The following is a 13131-nucleotide window of genomic DNA, read 5'->3' as shown; positions in this document are numbered from 1 at the left end:
GTAGTCGCAGATGGCGTGCACTACCGGCCAGGCCTGTCTGGCGACATTCCTATTCACCGGAGAAAAACGAGGAATCCATGAAGGTTCTTGTAGCTGTCAAACGAGTGGTTGACTATAACGTCAAGGTCCGCGTCAAGGCGGACAACTCCGGCGTCGATCTCGCCAACGTCAAGATGTCCATGAACCCCTTCTGCGAAATCGCCGTGGAAGAGGCCGTACGCCTGAAAGAAAAAGGCGTCGTCACCGAGATCGTTGCGGTCTCCGTCGGCCCGACCGCGGCCCAGGAGCAACTGCGTACCGCGCTGGCTCTGGGTGCTGATCGCGCCATCCTCGTTGAAACCAACGAAGAACTGAGCTCCCTGGCCATCGCCAAGTCGCTCAAAGCCCTCGTCGACAAAGAGCAGCCGCAGCTGGTCATCCTCGGCAAGCAGGCCATCGACAGCGACAACAACCAGACCGGCCAGATGCTGGCTGCGCTGACCGGCTACGCCCAGGGCACCTTCGCCTCCAAGGTCGAAGTCGCTGGCGACAAGGTCAACGTCACCCGTGAAATCGACGGCGGCCTGCAGACCGTTGCCCTGAACCTGCCGGCCATCGTCACCACCGACCTGCGCCTGAACGAGCCGCGCTACGCGTCGCTGCCGAACATCATGAAGGCGAAGAAGAAGCCGCTGGACGTGGTGACCCCGGACGCCCTGGGTGTTTCCACCGCTTCCACCGTGAAGACCGTGAAAGTCGAAGCTCCGGCTGCCCGTAGCGCGGGCATCAAGGTCAAGTCCGTTGCCGAACTGGTCGAGAAACTGAAGAACGAGGCGAAAGTAATCTGATGGCTATCCTGGTAATCGCTGAGCACAACAACGGCGCACTGGGCGCTGCCACTCTGAACACTGTCGCTGCCGCGCAGAAGATCGGTGGTGACATCGCTGTCCTGGTCGCTGGCCAGAACGTCGGTGGCGTGGCTGAAGCCGCTGCCAAGATCGCCGGTGTTTCCAAGGTGCTGGTCGCCGACAACGCTGCCTACGCTCACCAGCTGCCGGAGAACGTCGCTCCGCTGATCGCTGAGCTCGGCAAGGGTTACAGCCATGTGCTGGCCGCCGCCACCACCAACGGCAAGAACTTCCTGCCGCGCGTCGCCGCTCTGCTGGACGTCGACCAGATCTCCGAGATCATCGAAGTGGTCAGCGCCGACACCTTCAAGCGTCCGATCTATGCCGGTAACGCCATCGCTACCGTGCAATCCTCGGCCGCCGTCAAGGTCATCACCGTGCGTGGCACCGGCTTCGACGCCGTGGCTGCCGAAGGTGGCTCCGCCGCTGTTGAAGCCGTTTCCGGCCCGGCCGATGCTGGCAAGTCCGCCTTCGTGGGCGAGGAACTGGCCAAGTCCGACCGTCCGGAACTGACCGCTGCCAAGATCGTCGTTTCCGGCGGCCGTGGCATGGGCAATGGCGACAACTTCAGCATCCTCTACTCCCTGGCTGACAAGCTGGGCGCTGCCGTCGGCGCTTCCCGCGCTGCCGTTGACGCCGGCTTCGTGCCGAACGACATGCAGGTCGGCCAGACCGGCAAGATCGTCGCTCCGCAGCTGTACGTGGCCGTCGGTATCTCCGGCGCCATCCAGCACCTGGCGGGCATGAAGGACTCGAAAGTGATCGTTGCGATCAACAAGGACGAAGAGGCGCCGATCTTCCAGGTTGCCGACTACGGTCTGGTCGCCGATCTGTTCGAAGCTGTACCGGAGCTGGAAAAGGCCATCTGAGCCCGATCCGCTTGCTGAAGGAACCCGCCCATGTGGCGGGTTCTTTCATTTCAGGCCCCTGATTTTTCTCGGGAAATGAGCGTTTTACTGCGCTGATGACCCATTGGTCACGAATCTTTGCCGAGAAGTCCACCGGCGAAGGTGTCTCATCTACAATGCGCGACGTCTCCAGTTCCTGAATGTGTTCAATCGACACCTGGCTACCGAGGTTTTCATGATCATCAAACCGCGCGTGCGTGGCTTCATCTGCGTCACTACCCACCCGACCGGCTGTGAGGCCAACGTCAAGGAACAGATCGAGTACGTCGAGGCGCACGGCCCCATCGCCAACGGTCCGAAGAAGGTCCTGGTCATCGGTTCCTCCACCGGCTATGGCCTGGCCGCGCGCATCAGCGCCGCCTTTGGCGCCGGCGCCGACACCCTGGGTGTGTTCTTCGAGCGCCCCGGCAGCGAGACCAAGGCGGGCACCGCCGGTTGGTACAACTCCGCTGCCTTCGAGAAGTTCGCCAAGGCCAAGGGTCTTTACGCGCGCAGCATCAATGGCGACGCCTTCTCCGATGAAGTGAAGAAAGTCACCATCGACACCATCAAGCAGGACCTGGGCAAGGTCGACCTGGTCGTCTACAGCCTGGCCGCTCCGCGCCGTACTCATCCGAAGACCGGCGAGGTCTTCAACTCCGTGCTCAAGCCGGTGGGCAAGGCCGTCAACTTCCGTGGTCTGGACACCGACAAGGAAGTGATCAAGGAAAGCGTGATGGAGCCGGCGACGCCTGAGGAAATCGCCAACACCGTGGCGGTAATGGGGGGTGAGGACTGGCAGATGTGGATCGACGCCCTGCAGGAGGCCGGTGTGCTGGCCGACGGCGCCAAGACCACCGCTTTCACCTACCTGGGCGAAGAGATCACCCACGACCTGTATTGGAACGGCTCCATCGGCGCTGCCAAGAAGGATCTGGACCAGAAGGTCCTGGGCATTCGCGAGAAGCTGGCCGTCACCGGTGGCGACGCCCGTGTTTCGGTGCTGAAGGCCGTGGTCACCCAGGCCAGTTCGGCCATCCCGATGATGCCGCTGTACCTGTCGCTGCTGTTCAAGGTGATGAAGGAGAAGGGCACCCACGAAGGTTGCATCGAGCAGGTCGACGGCCTGTTCCGTGAGAGCCTGTACGGTGCTGAACCGCACCTGGACGCCGATGGTCGCCTGCGCGCCGACTACAAGGAACTGCAGCCGGATGTGCAGGACACCGTGAAGGACCTGTGGAACAAGGTGACCAACGAGAACCTGTACCAGCTGACCGACTTCACTGGCTACAAGTCCGAGTTCCTGCGACTCTTCGGCTTCGAGATCGCTGGCGTGGACTACGAGCAGGACGTCAATCCGGACGTGCAGATTCCGAATCTGATCCAGCTCTGAGTTTGCCCCAGTAGAAACGGCGCCTTCGGGCGCCGTTTCTGTTTTCCAGCCTGGTTCAGTTCGACGCGGTCACGGGGGCGTGGTTGCGCTGGAGGAAGTCCAGGTAGAGGCGGGCGGTTTCCTCCGGGCGCTCGATCATCGGCACATGGCCGCAATCGCGCAGGATGGCCACACTGGGTTTCTTCAGCAGTGGCTTCATCACGTCGATGCTGGAAACGTCCAGCACGCGGTCGCGGTCGCCCCACAGCAGCAGGGTCGGCGCAGTGATCTTCGGCAACTCGGGTTCCAGCGGGATATAGCGCTCACGTAGCTGCTGGAAAACCATGGCGTTGAACGCGCTGCGCTCCAGCGAGCGTTCCGCCAGATAGTCCTGCAGCCGCGACGGCAGCGGCGGCTTCTGTACGAAGACGAAGTCGAGCAGGGCGGGGAAGTCATCCACCGAGCGCAGCACCAGCGGGTTTTCGCCCTTCTTGAGGTGCTCGAACAGCTCGCTCGGGTGCGGTGCGATAACGCCGGCATTGTCGAACAGGCCGACTGACAGCACTTCCTGCGGATGCCGCGCGGCCAGCAGTGCGGCGATATGCCCGCCCATGGAGTTGCCGACCACGTGGAAGCGGCCGATGCCCTGTTCGCGCATGAAATCCGCCAGGCGCTCGGCCTGGGTGCCGACGTCGTAGCTGATGTTTGCAGGTTTGCTGCTGTCGCCGAAGCCTGGCAGGTCGACGGCGATGACGTGATAGTCGCTGGTCAGGAAGCGGGCGAAGCGCGGCCAGTTGCTCTTGTCGGCGCCGAAGCCGTGGATCAACAGAATGGTCTGGGCCTTATCCGGGCCGCCCTCGTAGTAGGTGATGTCGAGGTCGTCGACCTGCAGGCTGTTGGTGGACAGCCGGGCGCGGGCGCTTTCGACGTACTGCGCAGTCGCCAGCAGGGTGGAGGGGAAGGCATAGAGCACGCCAGCGGTGACGGCTATCGCCAGGAGAAGGGCCAGAAGGGCTTTCTTCATGAGAAGTCCTTATTACCAAATCAGGTCGGTGTGCTTTACGCTAGCATTTTGCGGCTCTAAGCATGGCCGTTCTTTCTTCTGGTGAGCGAGACTACCGATGCCCGATTGCTCCACGCTGATCCGTGCGGCGCTGTTGCTGGTGACTTTCTCCATTCCCCTGGCCGGTTCTGCAGCCGGCAAGTGCGAGCGCCTGGTGGCCACCGGAAACCCGGAATACCCGCCCTACCTGTGGCGTGATCCGGCGCAGCCGGAACGCCTGATCGGCGCCAACGCCGACCTGCTGGAGCAGATCGGCAAGGCGGTCGGGGTGAACATCCGGGTGATCTACACCGGCTCCTGGGCCCGCGCTCAGGAAGAAGCGCGGCTGGGTCGGGTCGACCTGATTGCCGGCGCCTTCCTCACGCCGCCGCGCCTGGAAACCATGGACTACATCCATCCGGCCTTCCTCACTACCGACAATGTGGTGTGGATGCGCAAGGACGCCACCACGCCCTATGCCGGTCGTGACGACCTGCGTGGCCTGAAGGGCGGTACCCTGGTGAACAACAGCTTCGGCCCGGACTTCGACACCTTCGCCAAGCGGGAGCTGACCCTGGAAGAGGTGCCCAGCCTGACCCAGGCCTTCCAGAAGCTGCTGCTCAAGCGCTCGGATTATGTGATCTACGAGCACTACCCCGGCCTGGCGGTCGCCGATACCCTCGGCATGGCCGACGATCTGCAGCCGCTGGAACCGCCGATCTCCAGCGAAGGTCTGTACCTGACCGTGGCGCACAACTCGGCCTGCAATGACCCGTGGCTGCGCGGACAACTGGCGAAAAAAATGACAGAATTGACGGCCGCCGGAGTCCCGCAGCGCCTGCTGCAGGACAACCTGGCCCGCTGGAAGGCCCAGCAGCTTCAGCCTGCCAGCACTCCCACCGAGTAGGACAATAGATTTCGTGATCAATCGACGGATGATGGTCGCCGGCCTGGCTTTGTTTGCATTGGCCGGCTGTGCGACGAACGACCCGGCTCCCAATGAACAGATGCGCCTCACCGAACAGGCGCTGGAACAGGCCAAGGCCGTGGGTGCGACCGATGACCTGGCCGAGCTCAAGCTCGCCGAGGACAAGTACCAGGCCGCCAAGGGCGCCCTGGCAGTCGGCTCGAACAAGAAGGCCCGGCAGCTCGCCGAGCAGGCTGAACTTGACGCCCGCCTGGCCGAGGCCAAGGAGCTGACGCGCAAGAGCGTCGAGCAACTGGCCGAGCAGAGCAAGAGCATCAACCGCCTGCGCAAACAGTTGGGAGAAGTGCAATGACTTCCGCACAACTGTTGCGCCGTGGCTCGTCGTGGATGGGGGCTCTTTCCGCCGTCGCGCTGCTGGCCGGCTGCGCCAACAGCCAGCTCAGCGAGAAGTCCCTGGAGCAGGCACGCCTGCAGTTCCAGGCCGTGAAGGAGGACTCCTCGGTGCTGCGCAGTGCGCCCAAGGACGTGATCCGCGCCGGCGAGTCGCTGGCCCGAGCCGAGCGCCTGTCCAACTACTGGGGCAGCAGCGACGACGTGCTGCAGTACTCCTACCTCAGCCAGCGCTACAGCGAAATCGCCCGCGAGCACAGCAACCTGGCCCTGAACCAGGAGCGCCTGGGCAAGCAGCAGATGGAGCGTGAGCGTCTGCAACTGGCGATGCGCGAAGCGCGTCTGCTCAACGTGCAGGAACAGAGCAAGTGGCTGGAACAGCAGATGGTCAGCCTTGCCACCAGCGAAACCGAGCGCGGGCTGGTGCTGACCCTCGGCGACGTGCTGTTCGATAGCGGCGAAGCGGACCTCAAGCCCGCCGCCAATCGCACCGTGCTCAAGCTGGTGCAGTTCCTCCAGCTCAATCCGCGCCGGGTGATCCGCATCGAGGGCTACACCGACGGTGAAGGAGACCGCGAGCAGAATCTGCAGCTGTCCAAGGACCGTGCGCAGGCCGTGGCTGACGCGCTGACCGATCTGGGTGTGGACGAAAAGCGCGTGCAGGTGCAGGGCTATGGCGAGTCCTATCCGATCTCGGACAACGCCTCCTCGCTGGGGCGCGCGCAGAACCGCCGGGTGGAGATCGTCTTCTCCGATGAGAAGGGCCAGCTCGGCGCCGAACGCTGATCCCTTCGCAATATCCCGTCACAGGAAAACCCCGGAAGCCTTGGCTCCGGGGTTTTTTGTCAGGGGGATCTCGAAATCTTTCGAGTGGCAGCTTGGCGAAAATAGCCAAGTGCGACTAATCCCCTCAGGGGAGCTGTAGACGAGAGAACGAGATGTCATCGGAAAAAAAGCTTTTCAATGTAATCGTGGCGGACCCGCAACCGATGATCGGTTGGGGCCTGGAACGCTATCTGCTGGAGCGCGAACTGGCGCAGGTGAAAGCCTTCGTCAGCGACACCGACAGCCTGCTGGATGTGCTCACTGCTCATCCCGAGGTCGATCTGGCCATCGTCGAGCTGGCGCTGCCCGGCGCCCGCGGGCGTGACGGTGTGCACCTCATCGAATGGCTGCAGCGCCACCATCCGGAAGTGCCTGTGCTGGTCTACTCGGTCATGGGCGCGCCACTCTTGGCCACCGCAGCGGTCAAGTGCGGCGCCGTGGGCTATGTCTGCAAACGCAACCCGCTGAGCCTGCTCGACGACGCCATCGCCCGCATCCGCAAGGGCGAAACCTACATCGATCCGATGCTGCGACCGCCGCGCCATACCGGCAAGCCGCTGAGCCCGACCGAGATCGATATCATCCGCCGCCTGGCCCATGGCGCCACGGTGGGGGAAATCGCCGAGCGGACCAACCGCAGTGTCTCCACTATCAGCACCCACAAGCGCAACGCCATGCAGAAGCTCGGCCTGACCACCGATGCGCAACTGGTGGTGGCGGGGCTGCTGGACTGGCTCGGGGAGATCTGAGCGAGCGGGGCGGCGTAACTGTATCGGACGGAATGCCTCAGACTGTTCTGGAACAGTTTGCACTTTTTGGCTACTGTTTCGGTTCAATGACCGAGGGATGGCCGTCATGTCCAATCTGCTGCTATACCAGCGCATCGCCCAGCAACTGGCGGAAGACATCCGTCGTGGTGTCTACCAGCCGGGCGAGCGCGTGCCGTCCGTGCGCAAGTTGAGCACTCAGCTCAACGTCAGCCACGCCACGGTGCTTCAGGCTTACGCCACCCTCGAAGACCAGGGGCTGATCCGTGCGCGCCCGCAGTCCGGCTTCTACGTGCACCGCACGCCAGCGCTGACAGCTTCGACCCCGGACATCGCCCGAGTCGAGCGGCCCGGGCTGGTCACCCGCAGCAGCATCATCAACCAGGTACTCGCCGAAGCGCGCCGCGAAGGCGTGTTTCCGCTGGGTGCTGCCGTGCCGCACGTGGACTACCTCCCGGTTCGCGCGCTGCACCAGCAGTTGGCCAAGGTCACGCGATTCTCCAGCCCGCGCGCCTTCAGCTACATGTTCAGCCCCGGCTACGAGCCGCTGCGTCGCCAGGTGGCGATCCGCATGCGTGACGCCGGCGTGGTGGTCGACCCGACCCAGGTGACCATCACCCACGGCTGCGTGGACGCCATCCACATGGCCTTGCGCGTGATGACCCGTCCGGGCGACCTGATCGCCACCGAGTCGCCGAGCTATTACGGCTTGCTGCAGTTGGCCGACATCCTCGGCCTCAAGGTCATCGAGATCCCCAGCGACCCGCTGACCGGTATCAGCCTGGAGGCCCTGCAACTGGCCGCCAACCAGTGGCCCATCAAGGCGCTGGTGCTGACCGCGCGTCTGAGCAATCCGCTGGGCGGCACCATTCCGGAAGACCGTCAGAAAGCGCTGCTCAAGCTCACCGCCGAGCACAACATCGGGGTGATCGAGGACGATATCTACGGCGAGCTGATGTTCGATCAGGGCCAGACCAAGGCGCTCAAAGCCCACGACCGTGATGGTCGCGTGGTGTATTGCTCGAGTTTCTCCAAGACCATTTCCCCCGGCGTGCGCATCGGCTGGATCATCACCGAGCGCTACCAGGAGGAAATCCGCCGCCTGCAGACCTTCACCACGCATTCAGCGTGCACCGTCACCCAGATGGGGGTGGCGGCCTACCTGGAGAACGGCGGCTACGACCGGCACCTGCGCTACATCCGCCAGGAGTACCGCAAGAACATGACCGCCTACCAGCTGGCGGTGCAGCAGTACTTCCCCGAAGGCACGCAGATGACCCGGCCCAAGGGCGGCTTCATCCTCTGGGTCAGCCTGCCGGCCAAGGTGAACACCAAGGAGCTGCACGTGCGCGCGCTGGAGCAGGGCATCAGTATCGCGCCGGGGCTGATCTTCAGTAACACCGAGCAGTTCAACAACTGCCTGCGCCTGACCTGCGGCATCCCGTGGGACCGCGAGGCGGAGCGGGCGATCATGACCCTTGGCATGCTGGCCTGCCAGCTCTGCCAGGAGGAGCTGATCGCTGCCTGACGGCTGTTCAGCGTCCCTTCATTGCTTGCGTCATGGGGCGCACTACCGTTCGCGGTCGTGCGCCCCATGAAGCTTCCGGCGCACGAATCGACCCGTTTCCACTCGCCGTCTCGTCCAAGGTCATTGACCCCTCGATGAGACCGATGCCGTGCCGCTCGACAGTCAAACCCTCCTGCCTGCTGGCCAGTGGCGACCCGGCGCTACACCAATACGCGCGACATCGGTGATACTGGACGGCTGGCGCAGTGCCTGCAGACACCCGCCCCGATACGGATCGAGAGAGTTGAAGATATCCCCCAAGGACGAAAGCGACGCGGCATTGCTGCGACGCTACCGACAAGGCGACGCCGAGGCCTTCGCCGAGCTCTACGCTCGTCATCGCCTCGGCCTGTTCCGCTTCCTCTGCGGCCTGTGTGGCGACCACGCCCAGGCCGAGGAAGTGTTCCAGGAAACCTGGATGAGCCTGATCCGCAGCGACAGCCAGCCGCTGGGTGCGGCCAGCTTCAAGACCTGGCTGTACCAGATCGGCCGCAACCGTCTGATCGACCATTGGCGCAAGCTGGGCCGTCACCTGGGCCGTCAGGAGAGCTTCGACGAGCAACTGCACGGCGAGGCGCTGGCCGGCGAAAGCGTCGACCCCGAGCGCGAGCTCAGCCTGAGCCGCGACCGGCAGCGCCTGCAAGGCGCGCTGGAGTCCTTGCCGGAAGAGCAGCGCGAAGTGTTCCTGCTGCGCACCCATGGTGACCTGGAGCTGAACGAAATTGCCGAGCTGACGAAAACTCCGGCCGAAACGGTGAAGAGCCGGCTCCGCTATGCGATGCAGAGACTGCGTCGGTTGTTGTCCGACCCGTCGGTGACCGAGGAGGTGAATCCATGAACCGCGATCCGCACGAGCAGGACCTGCTCGAGCACTACCGCCGGCACAGCGATGAGCAGCCGTCGGCGCAGCTGGACGCGCGCATCCTGGCTGCAGCCCGTGCCACCGTGCAGGAGAAGAGGCCGAGTCTCGCCCAGCGCCTGCACCATTGGCTGCAGGGCGCCTGCAGCCGGCAGCGCTGGGGCGTTGCCGTAGCGGGTCTGGCAACCCTGGGCATCGGCCTGAGTCTGACCCTGCGGACCTACGAGGAGGCGCCGGATCGTTTCGATGCACCGGCCGCTCCGGCGATGATGCGTGCGCCGGCTCCCGCTCCGGCCATGGCACCGCCAGCGGCCCCGTCTGCCGCGCCCTATGCGGCGGAGCCGAGCATGGCCGCACCGCAGAGGGATAGCGTGGCTGCCGGTGCTTCGATGGACGAGCTCGCCAAGCCTGCGCCGATGAGCAAGAAATTGGCCGTGGAGAGTGCGAAGGCCAAGGTTCAGGCAGAGGCTCGCGAGCTTTCTGATGCCCAGGCGCAGGGAAAGGTGCAGGCGTTCGCGGCGGAGACCGACGAGCCGCGCACCAGCCTGTTGCATCTGCGCGACTTGCAGGACAAGGGAAAGAAGGAGGAGGCTGAACGTGTGCGCGAGAGCCTGCGGCAGCGCTTCCCGGACCTGGATATCGATCACGCCTTGAAGGATTTGCCTGACAACCCTTGATCAGTGACAGGCGGGGTTCAGATCGCGCCTGTCAGACTGATCGTCGTAATGGTTTGTCATGGCAAGGCTCTTGCTCTGCCTCGCATCTCGCGCCAGCATTGCGCGGTTTTTCTGACGGTCAGCTCCATGAAGATGTCCAGAATTCTCATTGTCGCCAGTTTGTCCCTGCTGCTCGCCGCCTGTGGTGATGAGCACAAGGACAAGGCTGCTGCTCCGGTTCCGGCTCCAGCGCCCGCTGCAGTGCCGGCGCCAGCGGCCAGCGCGCCCGCGCCCGAGCCGAGCGCCGAGCAACCGCGCGAGTCGGAAGCCAAGCCCGCTGCCGCCAAGGCCGTGGCCTCGCCCAAGGCGCCCGCGGTCGAAGCGGCCATCAAGCCCGAGGCCAAGGCGCCGTCGAAGACCCCGGCGCAGGTAAAGAAGCCGGTCGACCCTGTCGTCAAGCAGCCACTGCCGCCGGTGAAGCTCGATCTGCGCCTGCCCAAGGATATGGTCCACCCGCTCGATCCGGATAAGTCGGTGACCGAGTTGGAGGACAAGCCCCTGCTGCCGCAGATGTTCGGCGAAAAGACCGGGCAGAGCCCGTTCCAGGTGGGCGGCCGGTTGATCTCGCGCGAGCCGAATGAGCGCGAAACCAATGACGACAGCTGGCACTCGGATATTCGCGGCGCCGAACTGCAGTTCCAGTTCCGCAACTGACCCCCTCGGTTTCCCTGTAGGAGTGAGCCTGCTCGCGAACATCGCCGCGCCTGGAACTCCAGGCAAAGCTTTGCGAACAGGCCCGCTTCTGCGAAGGTTCGCTCAGAAGCGGTGAACGCCGCCGCGAATCGCCTCGAACAGCGCGCCGTCCAGCGCCCGGTAGTCCGCCTCGCCGGGTAGTCGCACGAACAGCGCCTCGGTCACGGCTGAGGGGTCGTAGGCGTTACGCTTGAGGTCGGTCTTCTTGTACTTGAAGGTCCCGGTGGTCTCCACCTGGACCAGCAGGCGCAGGAATAGCGGCACGGCGTAGGCCGGTAGCTCGCGGTCCAGGTGCGCCGCCAGCAGCGCGGCGTCCAGGCTCGCGCCATCGGCCAGGCGCAGCGCGGCCATGCCGCAGCGGCCGTTGGTGCCGGGAATCTCCACGCCGTAGACCACCGCATCCTCCACGCCGGGGAAGGCGCCCAGGGCGTTTTCCACTTCAGTGGTGGAGACGTTCTCGCCCTTCCAGCGGAAGGTGTCGCCGAGGCGGTCGACGAACTGCGTGTGCTTGAAGCCGATGTCGCGCATCAGGTCGCCGGTGTTGAACCAGGTATCGCCTTCCTTGAACACGTTGCGGTAGATCACCGCCTCGCTCTTGGCCGGGTCGGTGTAACCGTCGAACGGCCACTTGTCGCTGATCTCGCTGATCAGCAGGCCAGCTTCGCCCTTGTCGACCTTTTCCATGAAACCCTTGGCGTTGCGCACCGGCTGGTCATTTTCCAGGTCATAACGAACGATCGCGTAGGTTGCCGGCGAGAAGCCCACCGTATTGTCGAAGTTGAATACGTTGGTGAAACCGATGTTGCCTTCGCTGGACGCGTAGAACTCCGTGATGCGCTCGATGCCGAAACGCTCTTTGAACTCGTTCCAGATCGATGGGCGCAGGCCGTTGCCGATCATGCAGGTCAGGGTGTTGCCGCGCTCTTCTTCGCATTGCGGCTGGTTGAGCAGGTACCGGCAGAGCTCGCCGATGTAGCCGAAGCAGGTCGCCTGGTAGGCCTGCACGTCCTTCCAGAAGGCGCTGGCGGAGAACTTGCGGCGCAGGGCGATGGCCGCGCCACCGGCGAGCACGGCGCTCCAGCAGACGGTCACGGCGTTGTTGTGGTAGCAGGGCAGGGTCAGGTAGAGCACGTCGCTGTTCGTCAGCCCGAGCCCGGAGTGGCCGAAGCCGCCGTAGGCCTTGATCCACTTGCCGTGGCTCATGATCGAGGCCTTCGGCAGGCCGGTGGTGCCGGAGGTGTAGATGTAGAAGCAGGCGTCCTTCAGACGTACCCGCGCTGTCTCGGCGAGGTTGTTCGAATCCTGTTCCTGCGCCAGACGCATCAGGCTTTGCCAGCCGGCCGGGGCCTGTGCCGAGTCTTCACCGTCGGCGATCCAGTAGCAGCGCCCGCCGCTGTTTTCCAGGGCCGGGCGGACGTCCTCGAAAGCCTCGCGCAGTTCCTCGCCGACCACGAAGTGGCTGGGCTTTACCAGGTTGAGGCTGTGGCTGAGCACCTGGCCGCGCTGGGTGGTGTTGACCAGCGCGCCGATGGCGCCGAGCTTGGCCAGGGCGGCAAGTACCACCATGAGTTCGGCTCGGTTCTCCAGCATCACCGCGACCACGCTGGCGTGGCCCACGCCTTCGGCCTGGAAGGCCCGCGCCAGGCGGTTGGCCCAGCCGTTGAACAGCGCGTAGGACAGGCGCCGCCGTTCGTCGATCAGCGCCGGGCTGTCCGGGTAGAGGCGCGCAGCGCGCTCCAGCGCCCAGCCCAGGGAGAGGTTCTTCTCGCGGTTGCGGATGCCGGTGTAGTACAGCCCGCGCAGCATGCGTGGCACGCGACCGAGGGTGGCCGGCAGGTGAGCGAGGAAGCGGGTCGGGGTGATGATATCGGCGTGGCTCATTGACGCGTGCCCTTATTGTCATTGTTGTCTGGCGTGCAGACGCTCCAGCGCGACTCTAGGTCGGCCCCTGGCGGGAGGCTATGGCCCGGGCGCGCGTGTGGCCGGGCAGATCGGCAAACCGGCCGGCAGAGCGTTCATCGCAGTCTAGGAGGGGATGGCCGGACGACCAGGGCGGGTTTGTGTCGATTGGTAAACGTCACAGGGCGCGCTGCCCGCGGCTATGCGGCGGATAACACGTGCCGCGTCATGCGCCCTACGGGGAGCTGGTGCCTGGAAGGGACGTAGGGCGGATGACCGCTCGCGGTTATCCGCCGTTG

General features: G+C 64.3%; 13 protein-coding genes. 11 read left to right on the top strand and 2 right to left on the bottom strand.

Annotated features, from left to right (window positions below; all coding sequences use genetic code 11):
• Window positions 1–77: 77 nt before the first annotated feature.
• The 3 genes from IB275_RS20215 (at window position 78) to fabV (ending at window position 3167) form a co-directional block, all read left to right on the top strand.
• Window positions 78–827: an electron transfer flavoprotein subunit beta/FixA family protein gene (locus IB275_RS20215; protein WP_026078867.1), complete on the top strand. Its 750-nt coding sequence runs from the start codon at window positions 78–80 to the stop codon at window positions 825–827.
• Window positions 827–1756: an electron transfer flavoprotein subunit alpha/FixB family protein gene (locus IB275_RS20210; protein WP_045211570.1), complete on the top strand. Its 930-nt coding sequence runs from the start codon at window positions 827–829 to the stop codon at window positions 1754–1756. The genes IB275_RS20215 and IB275_RS20210 overlap by 1 nt, the downstream gene beginning before the upstream one ends.
• Before the next feature lie 214 nt (window positions 1757–1970).
• The gene (gene fabV / locus IB275_RS20205) at window positions 1971–3167 is read left to right on the top strand and encodes an enoyl-ACP reductase FabV (RefSeq protein WP_192295069.1); all 1197 of its coding nucleotides are present in this window, start codon (window positions 1971–1973) and stop codon (window positions 3165–3167) included.
• Window positions 3168–3222: 55 nt separating this feature from the next.
• On the opposite strand, the gene IB275_RS20200 is transcribed toward fabV, so the two are convergent.
• Window positions 3223–4170, bottom strand: coding sequence for an alpha/beta fold hydrolase (locus tag IB275_RS20200; protein ID WP_192295068.1), 948 nt, complete (start codon window positions 4168–4170; stop codon window positions 3223–3225).
• A gap of 97 nt (window positions 4171–4267) precedes the next feature.
• Between IB275_RS20200 and IB275_RS20195 the strand changes: the two genes are divergently transcribed.
• The 8 genes from IB275_RS20195 (at window position 4268) to IB275_RS20160 (ending at window position 10894) form a co-directional block, all read left to right on the top strand.
• Window positions 4268–5095 carry a substrate-binding periplasmic protein gene (locus IB275_RS20195; RefSeq protein WP_192295067.1) on the top strand — a complete coding sequence of 276 codons (828 nt, stop codon included), beginning with the start codon at window positions 4268–4270 and terminating at the stop codon, window positions 5093–5095.
• A gap of 28 nt (window positions 5096–5123) precedes the next feature.
• Window positions 5124–5468 carry a DUF4398 domain-containing protein gene (locus IB275_RS20190; protein WP_192295086.1) on the top strand — a complete coding sequence of 115 codons (345 nt, stop codon included), beginning with the start codon at window positions 5124–5126 and terminating at the stop codon, window positions 5466–5468.
• On the top strand, window positions 5465–6292 hold the full coding sequence (locus IB275_RS20185) for an OmpA family protein (protein ID WP_405307454.1): 828 nt from the start codon (window positions 5465–5467) through the stop codon (window positions 6290–6292). The genes IB275_RS20190 and IB275_RS20185 overlap by 4 nt, the downstream gene beginning before the upstream one ends.
• Before the next feature lie 152 nt (window positions 6293–6444).
• Window positions 6445–7080, top strand: coding sequence for a response regulator (locus tag IB275_RS20180; protein ID WP_081518684.1), 636 nt, complete (start codon window positions 6445–6447; stop codon window positions 7078–7080).
• A gap of 106 nt (window positions 7081–7186) precedes the next feature.
• Window positions 7187–8626, top strand: coding sequence for an aminotransferase-like domain-containing protein (locus IB275_RS20175; RefSeq protein ID WP_045212506.1), 1440 nt, complete (start codon window positions 7187–7189; stop codon window positions 8624–8626).
• A gap of 283 nt (window positions 8627–8909) precedes the next feature.
• A complete protein-coding gene (locus IB275_RS20170; protein ID WP_192295066.1) occupies window positions 8910–9503 on the top strand; it encodes an RNA polymerase sigma factor in 594 nt (197 codons plus the stop codon).
• Window positions 9500–10201: a hypothetical protein gene (locus tag IB275_RS20165; protein WP_192295065.1), complete on the top strand. Its 702-nt coding sequence runs from the start codon at window positions 9500–9502 to the stop codon at window positions 10199–10201. Before IB275_RS20170 ends, IB275_RS20165 begins: the two co-directional genes overlap by 4 nt.
• A 126-nt stretch (window positions 10202–10327) precedes the next feature.
• A complete protein-coding gene (locus tag IB275_RS20160) occupies window positions 10328–10894 on the top strand; it encodes a translation initiation factor 2 (RefSeq protein ID WP_192295064.1) in 567 nt (188 codons plus the stop codon).
• A 102-nt stretch (window positions 10895–10996) separates the two neighbouring features.
• On the opposite strand, the gene IB275_RS20155 is transcribed toward IB275_RS20160, so the two are convergent.
• Window positions 10997–12814 carry a long-chain-acyl-CoA synthetase gene (locus IB275_RS20155; RefSeq protein WP_192295063.1) on the bottom strand — a complete coding sequence of 606 codons (1818 nt, stop codon included), beginning with the start codon at window positions 12812–12814 and terminating at the stop codon, window positions 10997–10999.
• Window positions 12815–13131 lie beyond the last annotated feature (317 nt).

The organism is Pseudomonas sp. PDM21 (assembly GCF_014852505.2).
In the GTDB taxonomy this organism is placed as follows: Bacteria; Pseudomonadota; Gammaproteobacteria; order Pseudomonadales; family Pseudomonadaceae; genus Pseudomonas.
This window is presented reverse-complemented; position numbering and strand designations above follow the sequence as displayed.

Excerpts from the sequence above, each read along its gene's own strand:
- IB275_RS20215 (WP_026078867.1), top strand. The coding sequence starts at position 78 with ATGAAGGTTCTTGTAGCTGTCAAACGAGTGGTTGACTATAACGTCAAG.
- IB275_RS20210 (WP_045211570.1), top strand. The coding sequence starts at position 827 with ATGGCTATCCTGGTAATCGCTGAGCACAACAACGGCGCACTGGGCGCT.
- fabV (WP_192295069.1), top strand. The coding sequence starts at position 1,971 with ATGATCATCAAACCGCGCGTGCGTGGCTTCATCTGCGTCACTACCCAC.
- IB275_RS20200 (WP_192295068.1), bottom strand. The coding sequence starts at position 4,170 with ATGAAGAAAGCCCTTCTGGCCCTTCTCCTGGCGATAGCCGTCACCGCT.
- IB275_RS20195 (WP_192295067.1), top strand. The coding sequence starts at position 4,268 with ATGCCCGATTGCTCCACGCTGATCCGTGCGGCGCTGTTGCTGGTGACT.
- IB275_RS20190 (WP_192295086.1), top strand. The coding sequence starts at position 5,124 with ATGATGGTCGCCGGCCTGGCTTTGTTTGCATTGGCCGGCTGTGCGACG.
- IB275_RS20185 (WP_405307454.1), top strand. The coding sequence starts at position 5,465 with ATGACTTCCGCACAACTGTTGCGCCGTGGCTCGTCGTGGATGGGGGCT.
- IB275_RS20180 (WP_081518684.1), top strand. The coding sequence starts at position 6,445 with ATGTCATCGGAAAAAAAGCTTTTCAATGTAATCGTGGCGGACCCGCAA.
- IB275_RS20175 (WP_045212506.1), top strand. The coding sequence starts at position 7,187 with ATGTCCAATCTGCTGCTATACCAGCGCATCGCCCAGCAACTGGCGGAA.
- IB275_RS20165 (WP_192295065.1), top strand. The coding sequence starts at position 9,500 with ATGAACCGCGATCCGCACGAGCAGGACCTGCTCGAGCACTACCGCCGG.
- IB275_RS20160 (WP_192295064.1), top strand. The coding sequence starts at position 10,328 with ATGAAGATGTCCAGAATTCTCATTGTCGCCAGTTTGTCCCTGCTGCTC.
- IB275_RS20155 (WP_192295063.1), bottom strand. The coding sequence starts at position 12,814 with ATGAGCCACGCCGATATCATCACCCCGACCCGCTTCCTCGCTCACCTG.